Here is a 19,265-nt window from a genome sequence, read left to right on the forward strand (position 1 = left end):
TTCAATTATAAAAAACAATTATGCCCGTGATTTCCAATAGAAAAAATACAAAGTTAACCGCCCGCAGGGTTTCTGTGCTGTTGCATCTTATGGGCCTGGTCCTCCTCATACTTTTAGGTAGCTGCCATGAGGATGATAGCCCCGCACCCGAGCAGGCGCACTTAAAAGTAACGGTAAAAACTGAAGGTGATCAGTATGATGCAGTCCATCTCGAGATCCAGAAGTTATGGACCCGCACGTCTGCAGGTGGAGGAAAAATCGAGGCAAATAAAAGGGTAAACATCCTCCGAATTCAAAAGGATAGCATCATCGCGGGTGGACATGTGCCCCATGGCAGCCTACAGGAAGTTATGCTAAAAGTTGCCCCTACAGGAAATGAAATAGTCATAGATGACCTTCCCTATGCTTTAGAGATGCCGCAAGGACAAATTATCGCGGTGAATATCGCTGCCGACAATAAGCTTTCTCCGAATGAAAACCATACGCTAATGCTTCATATCAATCTATCAGATTTCATCCAAGAGACTGCAGAAGGTAAATTTGTGATTAATCCCAACCTCACCGCAGTACTGGATTAAAGCGGCAGGTTACTCGCTTCTAGGGTCTGGCTTTAACGGCATTTTAGCACAGCGGATCACCTCAATGGAAGGGCAACCATATTCTACGACAACTTTGCCTTCAACCAAATAGATTCCCGTCCCATGGAGCGGATATTTGACCAGGCTCTGTGGGAAATGGACGGTATCAAAAAAGCGCCCCTCGGCATCGAGGAAAGTACCGAATTTCATCAGGTCGCCACGCTTGGTCTTCACAAATTTCTCACAGACAAAATCCCCTACAACGCGGACTATTTTTCCTTCAAACAAGTGGAGTTCTCTGGCTGGCATATCGCCCCGGTAATTGCTTTTGGTAAGATCAAAAAGCGTCCCTGTGACACAGAAGCCTATCAGCTCCATTTCGTCGTAATAGTCCTCCAAGATATCTTCTTCCAAGGGTGGCAGTATAGGCTTGCGACTCTCAGTCTCAAAGAGCGCCATACCCGTTGCAACAGGCTTATGCTTGCTCATCATCAGATGCGAAGCCCACAGCAATTGCTTTTTTCCCGTCCCCGTAAAGCGCAAGGCTCCAACACGGATCAAGATAACAACCTGCTCAATACCCGTCTGTGTGCGCTTAACAAAATTTTCCAGACTCGTATAGGTGCCATTCGCTTCGCGCTCTTCGATAATGCGATGGGCCAGTTTACCCTCCAAGTTGAGCAGGCAGTCAAAACCCAGATAAATATCCTTACCCTGAATGGAGGTATTAAAAACGGACTGATTGACACAGGGCAGGCAGATATTGCCGCCTGAAATTCGTGCTTCATTGACATAGACTTTACGATTGTAAAACCCACCATAATTGTTGAGTACCGCAACCATAAACTCCAAAGGATAGTAAGTCTTGAGGAAAAGACTCTGATAACTCTCTACAGCAAAGGATGCGGAATGCGCCTTGTTAAATGAATAGCCCGCAAAGCTTTCCATCTGCCGCCAGATCTCGCGGCTCGTCTTTTCGGGGTATCCCTTGGCCTTGAAGTTGGAAAAGAATTTATCCTCGATTTCGATCAGGTGGTCTTTGCTCCGGTATTTGCCCGACATCATGCGCCGCAGCACATCGGCATCGGCCATATCGAGTCCACCGTAGGCATTGGCGATCTTCATCACATCTTCCTGATAGACCATCACGCCATAGGTCTCTTCGAGCTGTTCCTTAAACACGGGGTGCGGATAGATGACCGTCGTGGGGTCGTGATGCCGGCGGATATATTCGCCCATCATACCCGAACTGGCCACACCAGGCCGAATAATGGAGGACGCTGCCACCAACGTCAGGTAATCATCGCAACGCAGTTTGGTGAGCAACTGCCGCATGGCCGGGCTCTCGATATAAAAACAGCCGATGGTATTGGCTGATTTTAATTGCGTCGCAATATGGGCATCCTGAAAAAAACGCTTGGGGTTGTCGGTATCGATCACCACACCCAAGTTTTCCCGCACAATGGTCCGGCAATCTTTGATATGGCCGATACCTCGCTGGGAAAGGATATCGAACTTTTCAAAACCGATATCTTCGGCCACATACATATCAAACTGCATGGTCGGCAATCCCTTGGGCGGATTGTCCATCGCCGAATAACAGGTGAGCGGTTCCTCCGAAATGAGCACGCCGCTGGCATGGATGGTCCGCTGATTGGGAAAATCGGCCATGCGGTTGTAAACGCTCAGAATTGTATTAGTCACCTCATTTTTGTTGAGCATATGATCGGGCTCATGCACCAGGCGGTCGATCTCGGCCTTGGGCAGTCCATATACCTTACCCAGCTCGCGCAGGATGCTGCGGGAGCGAAAGGTGCTCATGGCGCCCATCAGGGCTGTATGTCCTGTCTGATAACGGTTGAAAATATATTCGTACATCTCGTCGCGTTCATTCCAACTAAAATCTATATCAAAATCAGGCGGACTCTTGCGCTTGGGATTGAGAAAACGCTCAAAGGGAAGCTTAAGTGCAATGGGGTCAACATCGGTGATCCCCAAGCAATAAGCAACAGCAGAATTGGCCCCCGATCCGCGGCCTACGTAGTGAAAATTGCGCCCACGTGCGTAGCGGCAGATATCGTCCGTAATCAGGAAATAACTGGAGAAACGCAGGTTTTCGATAATCTCAAGCTCGCGCTGAATGCGTTCGGTTGCGACCCGATCATTGCGGCCATAGCGCCTGGTAAAGCCATCCATGCAGTACTTGTGCAGGAGCTGCTTATCGTTGTAGCGGTTACCGGTAAAGGTTGCTTTATTTTTAACACTGGTGAAATCGAAACTGAAAGAACACTGGCCCAGTATACGGTTGGTGTTGGCCAGCAATTGGGGCAAGTCGGCAAATAAGCGCATAAGCTTGACCCGAGGGATAAATACCTCGTCCTCGGCAGCGATCTGCCCTTTGTTAAGCTGCGAAATTAACAAGTTGTTATCAATCGCCCTTAATTGCCGATGTAAGGTGTAGTCGGTTTTGCGGAAACTGACGGGTGCGATTATCACACAGCGATCAAGTACCTTGCGGTCCATCAGCTGGGCGCGGGTCCGCTCACTGGGTCGAACGCCGATGTATTCGAAGTCCCGCAATGGAAAGGCATTGAGCCTGCTAAAGGGATAGATGACAAAGACCTCCTCAAATTCGGGCGCACGCTCCGGTATAGCGCGGTTTTCCATATTGAGCTTAGTTCGATACTCATTGATCTCACGGAAGCCACACTCATTTTTGGCGATGGCTACAAAACAAAGCTGATCGTCGTTGCGGAACTCCATCCCTGCGAGTAGGTTCAGTCCGGCTGCGCGCCCCAGTTTGATAAAATCCAGTGATCCCGAACTGTTGTTGATATCGGTAAGCACGGCGGTATCATAACCGCCAGCAAGCATGCCCGACACGAGATCCTGCAGGCTGAGGGTACCAAAACGTAGGCTATAATAGCTATGTAGATTTAAGAGCATGCTCCCCTCCTTTCTCCGGCAGCGGCGCACAGATGGCCTTCATCAGAAATTCGGCCCCATAGCGTTTTCGGATCTTGTCCATGGCTTGCATGAGGTTAACCTCCTCGGCGCTATCGTCAAAGAGATCGGTCTGGTAAGAACCGTATATCAGGCCCGAGAACTTGATCCCAATAAGCCGTATCAGCATCCTGCGGCTATAGAGTTTTTTGAATAGCGAAAGCACCACATCGGTAAGCTTTCGATCCGAATTGGTATAGCCAATCTGCAACTGCTGCGTATGGGTATCGAAGTTGCTGTAACGGATCTTGAGAGTGACGCAGCTGGTTAGTTTCTGCTCTTTGCGCAGATCAAAAGCGAGTGTATCGACCATGCTGATCAGCGTGCGACGGAGTACATCCATATCGATAGTATCCTGCTGAAAGGTATTTTCTTTGGACATGGACTTTTGCTCCCGAAAAGGCAACACCAGGGAATCATCAAGCCCATTGGCTTTGCGCCAGATGTTGATCCCATTTTCCCCGAGGACCTTCTGCATGGTGAACACCTCCATTTGCTGTAGGGTTCCGATCTTGGAAATCCCCATATTTCGGAGCAAGGTAAAGGACTTCTCGCCTACCATGGGAATCTTGCGGATGGATAGCGGTGCGAGGAAACCTTTTTCGGTACCATTTTGTACCTGCTTTTCGCCACAGGGTTTGGCCGTACCGGTGGCGATCTTAGAGACGGTTTTGTTGACCGACAGGCCAAAGCTAATGGGTAACCCAGTCTCTCGGATAATACGCTGGCGGAGCTCCTGGGTCCATTTCCAACAACCAAAAAAGCGGTCCATACCGGAGACATCGAGATAATGTTCGTCTATACTGGCTTTTTCGACAATAGGCGTTTCTTCTTCGATAATCTGTGTAACGATACCGGAATAGTGGCTGTATCGATCGTGATCGCCCCGGACTACAACGGCTTCGGGACACATGCGTAGTGCCAGCCGCATCGGCATAGCGGAATGCACGCCAAACTTACGGGCTTCATAGGAACAAGACGCAACTACCCCGCGGTCACTACTTCCTCCTATGAGCACGGGTACTCCGATGAGCTTACGGTTCTGCAAGCGCTCGACAGATACAAAAAATGTATCGAGATCACAATGTACTATACTCCTCTCCATGTTTTTTCAATTGTATAAAAAAGCCGTCCTTCGGCCTCTCTTAATTTGGTAGTTGCTCAGTTCAAAATTACTAATATTATTAGCAAACAATCAAGAAGGCACAATGGTTTAATTTTTATCACATTCATTGTCAGCGATATAATTTATAGTCGGTCGTTGGCTTAAACAAGATGGCGGCCGTGCTGTTTATTACAAAACGCGACCTATGAACGAAAAGATACTCAGCTATTTAAAGCGTGAAGGATTCATGTACTTATGGCGAAAATTTGGCGAGCACGCCTATAAACCCATGAAAGGAAATCTTGAACAGCTGCTCGCACGAACTTGCCCAACACCACTTTGGGAAGACGATTTATTGTAGATAGACAATGCGCTATTATTGGTCGACACAGAAAGTCTGCAAGATGATTGGAACGCGCTTGTAAAGAAGAAAAGGGGAAAATAAAAAGCCTTGATTCCTACATCGGATCCACCCTCGAATCAACGGACTCGAAGTAGTTATTCTTTTTTATAGCTATTAAAATTGTCCTGTATAAGTTTTGCGACCAATTGCGGATTTTGGTAGTAAATACCATGTGAATATTTCGGGAGCAGGACAAGCATGCTATGGTCATTGTCTTTCAACAATGTTGCATAATGCTGGATTCGCAATTCATCGTATTCTTTCCACCATGCCTTAAAATTGATACCCAGATTTAGTTTACGGTCCAGCTCTTCATCGGGCAGTTCAATATTTTTGTTGTAGGATATGATTACTGTAGCAGCAATTTCTTTTTTCAATGGCGGCAATGTTCGATATTCATGAAAGTATCCTTTTGAAATGGACGTTAGCGCTCGAGCAGCATCAATATGTGCTCCCGCACTGGAATTTTTATTTTTGGACATCTGCTCCATAATAATCTTTGTAATCTGCTGATAGCTCGTTTTACTCTTCGAGACCACCTTAGCATGTTCATCCTCTTGCTCGGTTAACATAAAATCCGTCGGGTCCGAAAATACCAGTCCGCATACTTCATCGGGATATTGGGCCGCAAACAGACGGATGTAGGGGCCTCCCATGGAATGCCCCACCAACAAGTAAGGGGGCTGAATGGCCAAGGTTTGCAAAAGGCCATGTAAGCGCGCCACCACCTGGCTATCTGTCACAATACGGGAGTCGGGTTCGGAACTACCAATACCACTTCTTTCGTACTGAATACTCGCGATATGGTTGGGCAAAAGGGGTAAAATCGGATCAAATGTACCGCCGCCCAATCCGGCTTCGAACACCAAAATAGGTTCCCCCGCTTTGCGGTTGGCAGGATTGCTGGTTTTATAGGCTATTTTTTTTCCCTCAACCATAACCGATTGACTCGTATTAGACTGCGCCGATACAGCTTTCGTAAAAGCTGTGCCTAAAAACAGCAACAGCATTGCTTTGAATAGTTCTTTCATATACAATAAGTATATGGAGGTAAACATCTGTTACACTGGAGCTAATATTTTTTTTACTTCTGCCAAATGAAACGTATACCTTGATGCCGGATATCGATCTGTTGGATTGTATTGAAGAGACGGCAAATTGGAAAATATGTTCCCTCATGTACAAAAAGAAAAAGCCCGCTTGAACAGCGTCCAAGCTACCTTAAAACCTAATATGGTTATTTACTTTAGCGATGAAATATTTTTGAGTACATAAAGCCAAGTTCCTCGTAAAATATTTTGCCCTGATTACAAATATTTTTTAGGCGAAACAGCATGGGTTTTGATATTGTTATCTCTTAAAGATTAATAAATGTGGAAAGTTTGACCTTCGAAGCTTATCAATAGCACCAATGTCGAACCAAAAAAAATATTACTATGTCATTATTTTCAAACGATTTGAGCAAAGAACCCGTATTTGACGGGATTGGTTACGAACCTTCTTTTTTTTCAAGAAAGACAATGGTTACGACCAAGACAAATTACAGCAAAAAAAAGTACAGCGATGTCAACAAGGACACCCGAAAAAAGATTCTTGTGCTTTGCACAGAAGAACGGTATATGACCATGAAAAATGGAAAGAAATTTTCAACAGGCAATCATCCGGTCGAAACACTCGTTCCCATTCTTCATTTCGAACAGGCTGGATTTGAGGTTGACTTCTACACACCAACCGGTGCTCCTGTAAAATTCGAAATGTGGGCTATGCCGTACGAAGATGAAAACATCGGTAACATCCTCGACAAGTATAATACACAATTTTCAAACCCGCACAACCTACGGGATTTTATAGCTGATACGAACAAAGGATACGTTGACTACGTGGCCGTTTTTATTCCAGGTGGACATGGCGCAATGCTCGGGCTACCTGAAAATAATGATGTAAAAGAACTTATCAAATGGGCGGTAACTGAAGATAAATATCTCTTGGCAATCTGCCATGGCCCGGCAGCGCTCTTAAGCGCTGCAGATTGCGGAGACGCTGAATTTCCCTTTAAGGGGTATAAGATCAATTCGTTTCCCGATGAAATGGATAAGGCTTTGCCAGAAAGTGGATACCAGCCGGGCGAGATGCCCTGGTTTTATGGCGAAAAACTCAAACAGCTTGGGATCGAAATTTTGAATAAAAAAATTGCCGGCGATTGTCACGTTGACAGAAAATTGATTACTGGGGATAGCCCATTGGCGGCCGATAAATTCGGAAAACTCTGCGCAGATGAACTTCTCGCCTATGAAAAATCAAAAGTGGAAAATGGATAGGCGATTTTTTTCAAATAAAAGGCTCCCTTATTAACCGATAAGGGAGCCTTTTTGGCTAGATGTCCGCTTGAGCCAAATGTTAAACCGGCTTTGGGCTTTGCTCTAATTTAAAGTTAGGTATATTTCTGAATTTCTGCCTATTCTTTCGTTAATAAAAGGGCTATATCCTGTTTTGCAAGCACATGGCCTTTATCGACAATATTGCTCTTGACATATAGAAAACACTGATTATTATGATCGAGTTTGCCAACTATCACCTCAATAGATTTTATATTCAGTTCTCCCATCTCTGCAGGATCCACTTTATTCGGATCTAAAATTAATTGTCCGTCTTTCTTAAATTCTTCGAGTTGCCAGGAGTAACCTGCCCAAGGTCCAGCAACCAGTGTTGTCCGTTTAGCATCCATAATGATCTGCCCTTTGTATTCCAAGCCCAGGCTATCAACCCTGACCCGCTGGTCTTTTAAATTGATGACCACATATTTTAAGTAATCGCCGAAGTCTTTAGGTTCGAAATGGATGCTATTGTCCTTTCGAACGATCTTGAGCTCCATAGCCCCTATTTTATCTATTTTGATAGCCTGGGAGAACTCCATAAAAGTAGCATACTCCGCTTCGCTAATCCCTAGATTTTTGTGATATGGTATAGGCTCTCCGGGTTTTAATTCCTTCATTGTTTTGAAAAACCAATCTTCATTGGCTTTCAAGGCTTGTTTCATTTTCTCAACAATTGCAAGCTGCGATGCATTAGGTCGAGGAATTCCCAACACCGCTGCGGTATAGTTACCTTCAGGAAGTTGTCCGTCAACAAAGTGAATAGCCAACGCATTGCTGTCCACTCCTGATTGCTTTTGTGCAGAAACATGGAAGGAAAATAGGAATGCCGCTAGCACCCAATACAAGCGAAAATACTGGTATAGAAATGTCATGTTCAACGTGTTTGAACGATAAAATTACGGTTTAATGCTGACAATCCTTCATCTTCATCGCCCACGGTTCACCTTTAGTTACCAAGCTGGACCAGCCCAGGCGGCTAATGAATAGATGTGTATGATAATTCAAAGCTAATTATAATCCCTTTTTACCGGCTAACCAGTAGCCGTGTAAATAAACGGTACCATTGGTGTTTTCTCTAATGATTTTTCTGAAGAGTTGAGCCGATTTTGCATTACCTGTCAACACGAACTTAGCTTCTTGCCAATCTGGAGTATCGATCACCGACAGTTTGCCTACCCACTCCTGCTTGTTGGACAAAAAGTTTTTGGAAAATATCAGGCAGTTTTCCAAACCCAATAATTTTGGAACATCTTTGTTCTCTTCCTCTAATTCAAAAATAAACATAAACTGATGCTTGTTCTTCTTTAACACTGGAAGAAAAGAACAAGCAAGTGCTAACGAAGTTTCATCGCCAAAAATGACAAATCTTTGCGTTGTTTTATCATAGTACCTACTTAACGCTCTTGGCTTATACATCACAATTTGATCGCCCACTTTCAAATCCGCCATAAGACGACTTCCACAACCTTTACCATTCAAATAGACGACGAATTCAAACAAGCCCTTTTCAGTATCTGCATGGGAAACGGTATATCTTCGAGCCTCTGTATCATTAATTCTGAAGTCTATGAACGAACCGACCGTAAATTGTACATTTTTTAAATCCCCTTTAAAACACATCTTCTTCACAGATTTTGATAAAGAGACTGTTTCGACAACTTCGGTCAAAGGCAGCTTGGGCGTTAAGAATTCTAAGGTATCAAATAACCACTTTGGTGCACTTGGCATAGTATTTATATTTTGTTCAAAGCAAAGTACAGCAGAACCGATCGTATAAAATAGAACGGAAAAGAGTAGGTATTGGATTAATCGTGGTTTTTGCCCACGAAATGGCCGAGCGTGGTTTACCTCCGCTCGTTAAACATCGCCAGCAAATTGTCAAGGCCACCTTCCGCGTGTAATATTTCGGTGTTTTCCAACGTATCTTTGGTAACTTCGGCCGCCCTTGCCTGCATTTGTTTTTCATACTGTGAAATTGCCGTCTGAATATCCGGAAAATGATCGCTGGTCAAATTTTCGGCCAGCTCAAAAGCGTCCTGCATTGCCTGGTTTACACCCTCACCGGCATAGGGCGGTATACGATGTGCCGCATCGCCAAGCATGGTCAAGTTGGGTAATGTGGGCCAAGTCTGGTCCAATGGAAAATAATATTGCGGGCGTGGCATAAACCAAATTTTATTACTTGCAAAAAGTTCATGCCATTGTTCGCTCCAGGAGGAGAACGCGACTTTAAACCAATCAAATACCTGTTGCTTGTTATTAAAGTCAATGCCGCTTTCCTGCACCCAATTTTCAGGGACTTTACAACCGGTATAAAACAATAAACTGCCCTCTCCTTTTGCACTTAAAATAATGGATTGTCCGTTTCCAAGCGCAAAGACTTTTCCGCCTTTTGTGATTTCCCAAAGTTTCGGTGCGTTTCTTTCAGCCTCGTAGACATTTCCCTCAACAATCGTCACGCCAGAATAAGTCGGCTTAATATCGGTGAGATAAGGGCGAATTTTTGAGTTTGCACCATCCGCTGCAACGACAAGGTCAGCGTAAAAAGATTTTCCGTTTTTGAAATTCAGAAGCCAGCCATGATCCTGTTCTTCCATTGAAACAAACTGACTGTCCCAGACAATGGTACCCTCATGCAATGCGTTTATTAAAATATCACGCAAAGGGGCACGATCAATTTCAGGACGATCTTCCTGATCCTTATGTGGAAGCTCGTGCTCATCCATTTTGATGATGACCTGGCCGTCCAACACCCTTAAACGTCCAGCCTCGGGTCGAAAGCTAGCTTTAAATTCATTCATCAAATTTGCCCTGCGAAGAGCTTCCAACCCACTTTCTTCGTGCAGGTCCAGTGTGGCTCCCTGCTGGCGAACTTCTTTATTGCTATCACGTTCATATACGGTTACATTTGCTCCTTTTAATTGTAAGAGTTTGGCTAATGTGAGTCCGCCTGGACCACCGCCAACGACTGCCACTTTTTTGTCTTGTAATTTCATATCCAGTACAATTTAATTTTTTTGACTGAACAAAATTAGGTGGATCTGAGCGTTGAAAATTGTATAAAACGCTCATTTTGGTTCTTCAACAGTCCTTTTGGTGAAACACCTGCAAGTTTCTTGACTTCTTTAATAAAATGGGATTGATCGGCAAAGTTTTGTTGTGGAAACAATTTGCCTTCTTTGATGTGCTGAAAGGAAGCACGGAAGCGGATAATATTGCAATATGCTTTTGCCGTAAGTCCGAACTGCTGATCGAAATAACGGTTGATCTGCTGCCGACTCCAAAACGATTGTGCTGCAAGTTCTTTGATTGTAATCGCCCCGTTTGATGTATAAATAAGGTCGAACAGTGTTCGTTTCCTGTTGTCAACTTCACGTGGCAAAAGTGACTGTATTTTTTTTGTCGCTTTCGCACAGAATAAATCAAAGTCATTCAGGTCGTCGGCACTAAAGTTCCAAAAATTAGGAGGCAAGAGGCTTGCCCTGTCCACCAAGTTGGCGATGCTGGTCTGAAAAACAGATTGGATTGCAAGCGGGTTAAAACTGATGGCGTAAGTCTGTCGCAAAGGCGCAATGGTCGCCCGCCCCGGCTTAGTTTGGATGCCCAAAAGCGTCATGTGGAAAGGCTCTGTTGCAGATTGCGTAAAAAATAGATCAACTCGTCCGTCAGGCAGTACCACAACTTCTTTATCACAATCCGATTGATTTTGTAAAAGCCAAAAGCTGTCAACAAAATCCGCTAACGGCCTGTCAGGTTTTACTGCCTGATATATTAATTCATTTTCCATTGCTTTAGTGAGTTTGTGCGCAATAGCCTTCCCCGCTAAATTCACTATGGCACATCCGGTGAAAAGCCCCACACGTTAATCAAAATTACGGATTATTGTATAACCACACACGAAATAGATCAAATACCAAGCCTATTCGGATGACGATAGCGGCGATCCGTGTTTTTCATTTACAAATGCTTTAAGCTCTGCCATTTTTCCATCTTCGAATCGCCAAATGTCGCAATAATCGAAATGCTCATATTTTCCGGCCTTATTTCTCAACCGAATTTCTCCGGTCACCATAACAGAATCGCCTTCCTCAATCGATTTTTCCACATTAAAAACTGGTGGTTCCTGATAGAACTCTTTCATATAAGCAAGGACTTCTTCTTTCCCATGGAGTATACGATCCCCTACAAAGACCCATTTCGTGTCTGCAGTACAATAAGCTAAGAAGCTTTCATAATCTCCCTTTGCTATAAATTCATTGGCTATCTGTAATATTCTTATATTTTTCATTTTTATCAATTTGTTTTGAATCATTAATTTTTGTCGGTCTACAAGCATTAGATCTTGTGATGGATCAGTATGATACGCCGTTAGTTTATAAAACCACACAGAGGAACATGTTGTTTTAAACGATGAAATAAGATATATTCAATGCTACGACGAACTGTAGAGATTAGGATTTAAGTAGGACATTCGATAATTGTGAAGTAGATTTATTCTTTACTCATTGTCGTCGTTTATCAACCATTTTCTCAAAAGCTCCAGCACTGTTTTCTTAACAAAAGGCTTCACTGCAAAATCGTCCATTCCACACGAAATGCATCGTTCTTTTTCTTCCTTAATATTGCTTGCAGTCAATGCTATAATTGGTGTATGCATCCTACCGTCCTCATTTTTCCTAATCAATTCAGTTAACTCATATCCATTCATTTCAGGCATCTGTATATCCATGAATACCAAATCAGGCCTATTGTCCTTAAACAATTCAAATCCCGCGAAACCATCGACAGCCTCTATGATTTCAGCATTGGGAAGAACATTCTGTACAATGGTTCTGGTGAGCAACATACTAAATTTATTATCTTAAATAATTAAAATCTTATATTTGCCTTCCAAAATGAGCGTTTCTTTTTCAGCATATTTGATAGATCCTTCATTCAGCTGTAGCGCAGCAACTAATGTTGAATACAGTTGATCTACTTTAACTGGTTTGTTAATACAATGAATAATATTGCTGCTTTCAGCAATAAGGGCTGGGTTGGTTTCAAGCACTGATAACATTAAAACTACGGGCTGTCCAACTCCTCTGTAGAGTAACTTTTCCCTGATTTTTTTTACAGTATCGATACCGTTCATAATAGGTAGATCATTGTCGATAATAATCGCATCATACCGTTCTCCTTTAGTCAACAATTGAAGAACTTCAAATCCGTTATCGGCCAACGAGACATTAACTTTCTTCATCTGCAACATCAATGCAATATTTGCTCGTTCGGCATCTCGCCGGGCGACTATCATAATATGTAAAGATTCTAAAAGTTTCCATTCATATACATCCCCTTTTAGAGATCTCAATGTTATTTCAAAATAAAATTTGCTACCTTTTCCGTATTCACTTTCCAATTGTAATTTACTGTCCATCATTTTTAGCAATTGGTTGGAAATGCTAAGTCCTAGCCCTGTTCCTCCAAATCTTTTACTTATTGACGCGTCTTCTTGAGAAAATGATTCAAATATCTTTTGCTGTTTATCCGGTTTAATACCGATTCCGCTGTCCGTAACACAGAAGCGAAGCGTCGTGGAATTTTCGTCCGAAGATAGTACATCAACGTGTAGCGCGACACTTCCCTTTTCCGTAAATTTTATTGCATTACTTAAAAGATTCATGAGCACCTGTTTGAGACGAAGTGAGTCAACCCAAACATAATGTGGTAGTGATTCTGATAAATTTACCCGAAAATCTAATTTTTTGGCTTTCCACTGAAAATCAATCAAACTTGCCACCTGAGCAAACATCTCATACAGATCATTTTTTTCAACAGAAAGCTCCAATTTGCCAGCTTCAATTTTAGAGAAATCAAGTATATCGTTTATGATACTCAAAAGAAGATTAGCAGACTGATCAACAATGGAAAGATACTCTTTTTGTGTATCGTCTAGTTTTGTTCGACTCATCAAATCCGTAAACCCTATAATCCCATTAAGAGGTGTACGAATTTCATGACTCATATTGGCGAGAAACTCTGACTTCGCCACGCTACCTTGGTCAGCAAGCTTTTTAGCTTTCTCTAACTCTTCTCTTTGAAGTACAATCTTCGTGATGTCTGTGGCAATGCCAAGATAACCTATAATCTGACCAGAAATATCACGCATTGCAGTAACGGCAAGAGATACATAAAGTTGCGTAAAATCCTTTTTTATATAAATCCACTCTCTTTGCTCGTATCCGTAGCGCTCCGCTATTTCGACGAACACTCTAAATTCACTAATCGGATAGCCAAATTCAATTTCAAGTTCCTTCGCGCGATCTCTAACTTCTCTACTGCTATGAAATAATGTCGGCGTAATTTTACCGATCACTTCTTCATTTTTATACCCCAATAAATTTTCTGCGCCCCGGTTGAAAAGGGTTATCACCCCTTCTGCGTCAGTTGCTATGATAGCAACGGCAGTAGTGGCATTCAAAACATCTTCAAGCATTTTCTTAGAACGTATCGATTCCGCTTCAGAGCGTTTACGCTTATCGATATCCTGAAAAGTGCCATATAGTCGAACACATTTACCCTTTTTAAAAGCTGCTTTGCCTAATGCTCTAACCCACAACCTTGTACCCTGATAGGTATCAATCTCCAATTCAAGATCCCATGATGCTCCCGTAGATATTGCGCAATTTATAGCCTGAACAATTTTCATTTTATGTTGAGGAACCTTGTAAAACTCTATTGCTGTTTCAATAGATGGACGATAATCCTTTGGAACCCCATGAATAATCTTGGTCATTTCAGACCAATCGATATAATCATCAACTAAGTCATACTCCCAGCTCCCTACTCTGGCAACCTGACTGGTCATGTCTAGTGTAGACTTCACATATTCCAACTTACTAGTTAACTGGAGATGCTGGTTTTTCTCTTGAAGTAAATTAAGAACTTCTATACACAATAATGAAAGAAGAGTCCGTTGACTATCCGTAAGCTTGTTGGGGCGTCTATCCATAACGCTTAAAAAACCAATTATTTTTCCGTCGTAACCGATTAACGGTGCCTCATAATAATACAGTATGCCAAAATTTTGGAAAATAACTGAATTGCGCTGCGATTGAGGCTCAGTGCTAACGTCTGGAATTTCTAGCGTGCCGTTGACATCAAACACATAGTCGAAAAATACCTTATCGATACTTACATTGCCATCGACATCATGAAAATAAGTCTGTACAAAATTTTGACTGTTATCAAATAAAGTCAACACTGCAATTTCCGTATTACATATTAATTTAGCTTTAAGGAGCACTCCAAAAAGATCTTTTTTAATCATATCAGCGACCAGCTTATAATTATTATCCATGATAAGAGGATGGCTGTTATCGTTTTTGGGGTATCTTTGATTGTGCATAAAGTTGTAATATGCTATAGAAATTTAGTTTATAACAAAACAACAATTTTATTTGAATAGTTTTTTAATAAAAAAAGAATTAATTCAAATTAAAATATGTTAGATAAACAACCTTGAGCCGAGAACTTAAGGTTGTTACTATCTGTTATTAACCTTATTTATGAAAAGTATTGTTATAACAATGGACGGTTCCCTTTCTTTTGATCTTTAAACAAAAATTGTTTATTCATTCTCTAGTTCGTTGATCAGGCGAAATGTCAAGTTGATCCTTGCCCTCATCTTTTGCGTAGATTTTGCGATTCGATGTTCCCATGTCTCCTGCAAATTGCCTTTCATCAACAACAGAGCACCATGGTTCAGTAGCAACGAATACTTCTTATTATGATCGTCCACTTTCCTGAAATCAAAATAGCGTGCTTGTCCCAGACTCACCGACCCGATCACGGGTCTATTGCCCAATTCGCTCTCGCGATCGCGGTGCCAAGCGACTGAATCGTTGTTGTCGCGATATAGATTGAGCAAGACGGAATTGAATGTACAATGAAACCGCTGTTCAATCCGCTCCTTCAACGCCTTTAATGGGATAAGCCATTCATTCACGGCTATCCTTTTTCCGGCCATTTGATAAGTCGCATTTTCGTCGCCATACCAGGCGGTCAAGCGAGGAGTCAATATCGTTCGGTCGTACATTATTTTGGATGTCTGCTGCCAGGGAACTTCTTTCAGCAGGAAATCAAACAACTGATTAGCTTCCTCCTGCGTAAGGAAGTCCGGTTCAAAGTTCAGGAGATCTTCCGGAAAAATATATCCTTCATGTTGAAATAAGCTAAGCTGATCCATGGAATAATGAGCTAAAATTTATACGATTTTCCGAAGCATCAAAAACCTATGCCTGCAAAGAAAGAACAATCCTCGCTGCAGAGCGTTTGCGATTTTAGGGGAAAAGTTTTGCTGATTATTTCGTTTTATAGCTATTAGAATTGTCCTTTATGAGTTTCCAACCAAATGCGGTTTATGGACGTTATTCAACAATAAAAAAATGGCAAATAACGAGCTATCGCCATTTTTTTAATCCTGACGTTATTTAACCAGTGTTGCTTCCAGTTCTACCTTCAAAGTTTCAAACAATGTCTTGACTTCCAAAACTGTACTTGTTTGCTTCACTTTATTTTTAGTAATCCAATCCTGAATTACATCAAAGTTTTCAAATAGCGCTGTAGAATCGGTCGTGTAGATATTGAGGCGAACGAGATGTCGAGCTTCATATCCACTTGATTGAATAACTTTTCCAAGATTTTCAATAGTATGAAAAATCTGCGTTCTCATATCAGCAGTGCTCGATACGCCATCATCACTAATAGCACATTGTCCCGACACATATAAGGTTGAATTGGCATGTTTAATTTCAACAGCCTGCACATAATTTCTGGCTTCCTGCCAGTTCCAAGGATTGATTATTTTCTTTTCCATTTCTGTAAAATTATTATGGAGCAAAGCTCAAAATACTTTTACATTCATCTGTGTGACAAACCTCACAATTAAATAAAATCAAGAAAACAGACGGCTTAATGTCTCCCTGGATACGCCTAGGTAAGAAGCGAGCAACAATTTTGGAATCCGTTGCAGCAAAGCGGGATTTCTTTTGATCAGCTGCTCATATCTTTCCTTTGCTCCCGAGGTTAAAAATGATAAGATCCGTTGCTGTGACCCGATATGGCCGGCAATTGATTTACGAAGGAAAAAGCGTTCCATCTTTTGAAGCCTATTGCACAACCTTTCAAAATTTTCCAGCGATAGACAAAGTAATTCTGTGTTCTCAAGACATTCCAAAGTAAATGAAGCATTTCCGCGTGTATAAAAGGCCGAAACATCGGTTTCCCACCAGTCTTCCATTGCAAATGAAACAATATGTTGCTTAGCGTCATCGTCTGTATAATAAAATTTAAGAAGACCAGACAATACAAAGTAAATATAGTTTACGGTATCGCCCTCCCTAAAAATACATTCCGACTTTCTATACTGCCGTTGAATAAAACATGCTTTTACCAAGTCAAATTCATCTTCAGTAAGTACAACGACTTTCTCTATATGTTCTTTTAACAGATTATATTTATCTTCCATTAGATTGTAAGTACCATTTACTGCTGATTACAAGTGTTAAAACTTCCATTGTAAAATTGACTAAATGAAGTGTTTTCTCAAAAACGCTGATACAAATCCGCCGCGGAAAAAATAGTGCGGAGAGTTTAAGTATTCGTAAAAATTAGTTGAATTGAGCTCTATATTGTTGTGGACTTTGTTTGGTTTTTAATTTAAACAATCTGCTAAAAGATTGCGGTTGTTCAAAACCTAATTCAAATGCAATTTCAGAAATGCGGAGAGCTGTGGTAGATAACTTATTCTTTGCCCGATAAATCATTTTATCATGAATGATTTGCTGGGTGTTTTGACCGGTAAGATTTCGCAACAGATCGCTTAAATAACTCGCTGACATATGCAGCTGATCAGCCAAATAATTCACAGTAGGAACTCCTCCACTCAGGACCTTATCGCTATTGAAATAATCCTCCAACAATTGATCAATACGCTCGGCAATACTTGGATAGTTTTGTTTTCGGGTCAGAAACTGCCTGTTATAAAATCGTTGGGCATAATTAAGCAACAGTTCAATCTGGGCGATGATCACATTGTGGCTCATCTCGTCTATACGGTTCTCAAGTTCTTCTTCTATATTTCTGAAAAGTGATAGAATGGTTTCTTTTTCTTTGTTCGAAAGGTGCAACGCTTCATTGGTAGCGTAGGAGAAAAAGTGATACTGATGGATCTTTTGGGCTAACGGATAGTGCAATAAAAAATCAGGATCTATGAGCAGCGTGATCTGTGGGCGAAGTATGCTTTGTTCTCCAGTTTCCTTCTGCTTATCCGTTTCTATAGCAGAGAGAATCTGCTGAGGAGCAACAAAAAACAGACCGCCCTCTTTAAAATCAAATTTGGTATGGCCATAGATTAGTTCCCCTCCGGCATCTGGTTTAAAAGCTATTTTATAATAGTTCAACACATGTGATTTAGGAGGAGCATGACCTTCAAGTGGCTTGTCTACCCCATTCAACAAAACAATTAAGGGATGCTGCGGCGGCGGAAAACCTGATGCCTGCATGACATCGGCCAGCGTATTAAATCTTTTTACGGAATGATTCGATTTTTTGGAAACCATATTATAAAAATTCTAGGTTACAAGTTAAACAATATTCGCTTTTCCTCACAAAAAAGAAAAGCGAATAGATCGCAAGATTGTTACCGACGACATAGATCACTAGCCTTGGGCTGCTTGAGAAATCGCTTTCCAGGTTTCCCATTTCTGGAGACGCTCTGAATAAATTTGACGGATAAATGGCAGATCATTTTTACCCAAAAGGAATCGCAACGGTGGGTTTTCAGCATCTACAACAGCAAATAGCGCATCGGCAGTGGCACTAGGATTTCCCCGCTTCATCGTTTGTAAATTTTTCATCACCTGACTTTTCAAATCATCATAATCCGGTAGCTTTTTGCTGGCTATTTTCAGTGATTCGGTGCTGCCAAATTCGGTATTGTAAGCCCCAGGTTCAATCAGCGTTACTTTGATGCCAAATGCCGCAACTTCTTTAGACAAACTATCGTAAATAGCTTCAAACGCAAATTTCGAAGAACAATAGTACCCGATTAGGGGATTGCTATAAATGCCGACAGCGCTGGATGTCCCTAAAATATGGCCATGCCCTTGGGCTCGCAGTATGGGTAATGCTGCCTGAATCACATGGATAGGTCCGATAATATTTGTTTCATACATGGCTTTTACCTCATCAGTGCTACTCTCTTCAATGGTCCCCACTAAAGAATACCCTGCATTATTGAGCACAATATCCAATCTGCCAAAATACTGCTTGGCTTGGTGGATCGCATTTTGCACTTGGGAGCGATTGGTTACATCCACTTCAAGAACCAGAACCTGATCGCCATACGTTTCTTTTAACGCGGCAATATTATTTATATTACGTGCTGTAGCTGCCACCTTGTCGCCACGTTTCAAAGCGGCTGCTGTCCATATTTTTCCAAATCCTCTTGAAGATCCTGTAATGAACCAAACTTTTTCCTTTTGCCTATTTTCCATTTTTAACTAATATTAATATGAATGCAAAGTTGCTTCTAAAATGGATTTACTTACGTTGCCATAATGAGGATAATCCTAACCAAAATAAAGAATTACGGGCTACTGGAATTTAGTATCATGGTATTAGAAAATTTCTCAACATGTTTTCAAGGCTGTGAAACAGCCTTGGGATGATCTAGAAAAAACATTAGTTGTACAGCAAGATGAAGTAGCTAAAGGCAATATCTGCAAAAGGCAACCCGACATATACAATAAATATCC

General features: G+C 41.9%; 18 protein-coding genes. 3 read left to right on the forward strand and 15 right to left on the reverse strand.

Annotation, left to right across the window (positions count from 1 at the left end):
• The first annotated feature begins 26 nt into the window (after window positions 1-26).
• Entirely contained in the window at window positions 27-578 is a 552-nt protein-coding gene (locus B4Z47_RS16745) for a DUF4382 domain-containing protein (RefSeq protein WP_286727692.1), read from the forward strand.
• 9 nt (window positions 579-587) lie between these two features.
• On the opposite strand, the gene B4Z47_RS16750 is transcribed toward B4Z47_RS16745, so the two are convergent.
• Window positions 588-3,524, reverse strand: a complete 2,937-nt coding sequence (locus tag B4Z47_RS16750) for a DNA polymerase III subunit alpha (protein WP_286727693.1) — start codon at window positions 3,522-3,524, stop codon at window positions 588-590.
• The gene (gene dinB / locus B4Z47_RS16755; RefSeq protein WP_070568437.1) at window positions 3,505-4,686 is read right to left on the reverse strand and encodes a DNA polymerase IV; all 1,182 of its coding nucleotides are present in this window, start codon (window positions 4,684-4,686) and stop codon (window positions 3,505-3,507) included. Before dinB ends, B4Z47_RS16750 begins: the two co-directional genes overlap by 20 nt.
• A 205-nt stretch (window positions 4,687-4,891) precedes the next feature.
• Between dinB and B4Z47_RS16760 the strand changes: the two genes are divergently transcribed.
• The gene (locus B4Z47_RS16760; protein ID WP_159332901.1) at window positions 4,892-5,047 is read left to right on the forward strand and encodes a hypothetical protein; all 156 of its coding nucleotides are present in this window, start codon (window positions 4,892-4,894) and stop codon (window positions 5,045-5,047) included.
• 137 nt (window positions 5,048-5,184) lie between these two features.
• Here B4Z47_RS16760 and B4Z47_RS16765 read toward each other — a convergent pair whose 3' ends face one another.
• On the reverse strand, window positions 5,185-6,120 hold the full coding sequence (locus tag B4Z47_RS16765) for an alpha/beta fold hydrolase (protein ID WP_286727694.1): 936 nt from the start codon (window positions 6,118-6,120) through the stop codon (window positions 5,185-5,187).
• A 405-nt stretch (window positions 6,121-6,525) separates the two neighbouring features.
• On the opposite strand from B4Z47_RS16765, the gene B4Z47_RS16770 reads away from it, so the two are divergent.
• Complete coding sequence (locus tag B4Z47_RS16770; RefSeq protein WP_286727695.1) at window positions 6,526-7,407, forward strand: DJ-1/PfpI family protein; 882 nt, start codon at window positions 6,526-6,528, stop codon at window positions 7,405-7,407.
• A 137-nt stretch (window positions 7,408-7,544) separates the two neighbouring features.
• Here B4Z47_RS16770 and B4Z47_RS16775 read toward each other — a convergent pair whose 3' ends face one another.
• From B4Z47_RS16775 to B4Z47_RS16830, 12 genes are all read right to left on the reverse strand, one after another.
• On the reverse strand, window positions 7,545-8,336 hold the full coding sequence (locus tag B4Z47_RS16775; protein ID WP_070568446.1) for a hypothetical protein: 792 nt from the start codon (window positions 8,334-8,336) through the stop codon (window positions 7,545-7,547).
• A 139-nt stretch (window positions 8,337-8,475) separates the two neighbouring features.
• Complete coding sequence (locus B4Z47_RS16780) at window positions 8,476-9,192, reverse strand: FAD-binding oxidoreductase (RefSeq protein ID WP_115048214.1); 717 nt, start codon at window positions 9,190-9,192, stop codon at window positions 8,476-8,478.
• A 116-nt stretch (window positions 9,193-9,308) separates the two neighbouring features.
• Entirely contained in the window at window positions 9,309-10,460 is a 1,152-nt protein-coding gene (locus B4Z47_RS16785; RefSeq protein ID WP_115048212.1) for an FAD-dependent oxidoreductase, read from the reverse strand.
• A 35-nt stretch (window positions 10,461-10,495) separates the two neighbouring features.
• Window positions 10,496-11,251 carry a helix-turn-helix domain-containing protein gene (locus B4Z47_RS16790; protein WP_115049529.1) on the reverse strand — a complete coding sequence of 252 codons (756 nt, stop codon included), beginning with the start codon at window positions 11,249-11,251 and terminating at the stop codon, window positions 10,496-10,498.
• A gap of 132 nt (window positions 11,252-11,383) precedes the next feature.
• Window positions 11,384-11,752 carry a nuclear transport factor 2 family protein gene (locus B4Z47_RS16795; RefSeq protein WP_115049527.1) on the reverse strand — a complete coding sequence of 123 codons (369 nt, stop codon included), beginning with the start codon at window positions 11,750-11,752 and terminating at the stop codon, window positions 11,384-11,386.
• A 210-nt stretch (window positions 11,753-11,962) separates the two neighbouring features.
• Window positions 11,963-12,310, reverse strand: coding sequence for a response regulator (locus tag B4Z47_RS16800; protein WP_286727696.1), 348 nt, complete (start codon window positions 12,308-12,310; stop codon window positions 11,963-11,965).
• 15 nt (window positions 12,311-12,325) lie between these two features.
• On the reverse strand, window positions 12,326-14,806 hold the full coding sequence (locus B4Z47_RS16805; protein ID WP_286727697.1) for an ATP-binding protein: 2,481 nt from the start codon (window positions 14,804-14,806) through the stop codon (window positions 12,326-12,328).
• Between the two features lie 270 nt (window positions 14,807-15,076).
• The gene (locus B4Z47_RS16810) at window positions 15,077-15,694 is read right to left on the reverse strand and encodes an alpha-ketoglutarate-dependent dioxygenase AlkB family protein (protein ID WP_115048209.1); all 618 of its coding nucleotides are present in this window, start codon (window positions 15,692-15,694) and stop codon (window positions 15,077-15,079) included.
• A 240-nt stretch (window positions 15,695-15,934) separates the two neighbouring features.
• Window positions 15,935-16,324, reverse strand: a complete 390-nt coding sequence (locus tag B4Z47_RS16815) for a RidA family protein (protein WP_112374579.1) — start codon at window positions 16,322-16,324, stop codon at window positions 15,935-15,937.
• Window positions 16,325-16,402: 78 nt separating this feature from the next.
• Window positions 16,403-16,975: a Crp/Fnr family transcriptional regulator gene (locus B4Z47_RS16820; RefSeq protein WP_112374578.1), complete on the reverse strand. Its 573-nt coding sequence runs from the start codon at window positions 16,973-16,975 to the stop codon at window positions 16,403-16,405.
• Between the two features lie 142 nt (window positions 16,976-17,117).
• Window positions 17,118-18,068, reverse strand: a complete 951-nt coding sequence (locus B4Z47_RS16825; protein ID WP_115048207.1) for a helix-turn-helix domain-containing protein — start codon at window positions 18,066-18,068, stop codon at window positions 17,118-17,120.
• Between the two features lie 99 nt (window positions 18,069-18,167).
• Complete coding sequence (locus B4Z47_RS16830; protein ID WP_115048205.1) at window positions 18,168-19,004, reverse strand: SDR family NAD(P)-dependent oxidoreductase; 837 nt, start codon at window positions 19,002-19,004, stop codon at window positions 18,168-18,170.
• Between the last annotated feature and the right edge of the window lie 261 nt (window positions 19,005-19,265).

It is taken from the genome of Sphingobacterium sp. UBA2610 (assembly GCF_002339225.1).
GTDB lineage: Bacteria > Bacteroidota > Bacteroidia > Sphingobacteriales > Sphingobacteriaceae > Sphingobacterium > Sphingobacterium multivorum.

Coding starts and splice junctions, on each gene's coding strand:
- B4Z47_RS16750 (WP_286727693.1), bottom strand. CDS start 3,524: ATGCTCTTAAATCTACATAGCTATTATAGCCTACGTTTTGGTACCCTC.
- dinB (WP_070568437.1), bottom strand. CDS start 4,686: ATGGAGAGGAGTATAGTACATTGTGATCTCGATACATTTTTTGTATCT.
- B4Z47_RS16760 (WP_159332901.1), top strand. CDS start 4,892: ATGAACGAAAAGATACTCAGCTATTTAAAGCGTGAAGGATTCATGTAC.
- B4Z47_RS16765 (WP_286727694.1), bottom strand. CDS start 6,120: ATGAAAGAACTATTCAAAGCAATGCTGTTGCTGTTTTTAGGCACAGCT.
- B4Z47_RS16770 (WP_286727695.1), top strand. CDS start 6,526: ATGTCATTATTTTCAAACGATTTGAGCAAAGAACCCGTATTTGACGGG.
- B4Z47_RS16775 (WP_070568446.1), bottom strand. CDS start 8,336: ATGACATTTCTATACCAGTATTTTCGCTTGTATTGGGTGCTAGCGGCA.
- B4Z47_RS16780 (WP_115048214.1), bottom strand. CDS start 9,192: ATGCCAAGTGCACCAAAGTGGTTATTTGATACCTTAGAATTCTTAACG.
- B4Z47_RS16785 (WP_115048212.1), bottom strand. CDS start 10,460: ATGAAATTACAAGACAAAAAAGTGGCAGTCGTTGGCGGTGGTCCAGGC.
- B4Z47_RS16790 (WP_115049529.1), bottom strand. CDS start 11,251: ATGGAAAATGAATTAATATATCAGGCAGTAAAACCTGACAGGCCGTTA.
- B4Z47_RS16795 (WP_115049527.1), bottom strand. CDS start 11,752: ATGAAAAATATAAGAATATTACAGATAGCCAATGAATTTATAGCAAAG.
- B4Z47_RS16800 (WP_286727696.1), bottom strand. CDS start 12,310: ATGTTGCTCACCAGAACCATTGTACAGAATGTTCTTCCCAATGCTGAA.
- B4Z47_RS16805 (WP_286727697.1), bottom strand. CDS start 14,806: ATGGATAATAATTATAAGCTGGTCGCTGATATGATTAAAAAAGATCTT.
- B4Z47_RS16810 (WP_115048209.1), bottom strand. CDS start 15,694: ATGGATCAGCTTAGCTTATTTCAACATGAAGGATATATTTTTCCGGAA.
- B4Z47_RS16815 (WP_112374579.1), bottom strand. CDS start 16,324: ATGGAAAAGAAAATAATCAATCCTTGGAACTGGCAGGAAGCCAGAAAT.
- B4Z47_RS16820 (WP_112374578.1), bottom strand. CDS start 16,975: ATGGAAGATAAATATAATCTGTTAAAAGAACATATAGAGAAAGTCGTT.
- B4Z47_RS16825 (WP_115048207.1), bottom strand. CDS start 18,068: ATGGTTTCCAAAAAATCGAATCATTCCGTAAAAAGATTTAATACGCTG.
- B4Z47_RS16830 (WP_115048205.1), bottom strand. CDS start 19,004: ATGGAAAATAGGCAAAAGGAAAAAGTTTGGTTCATTACAGGATCTTCA.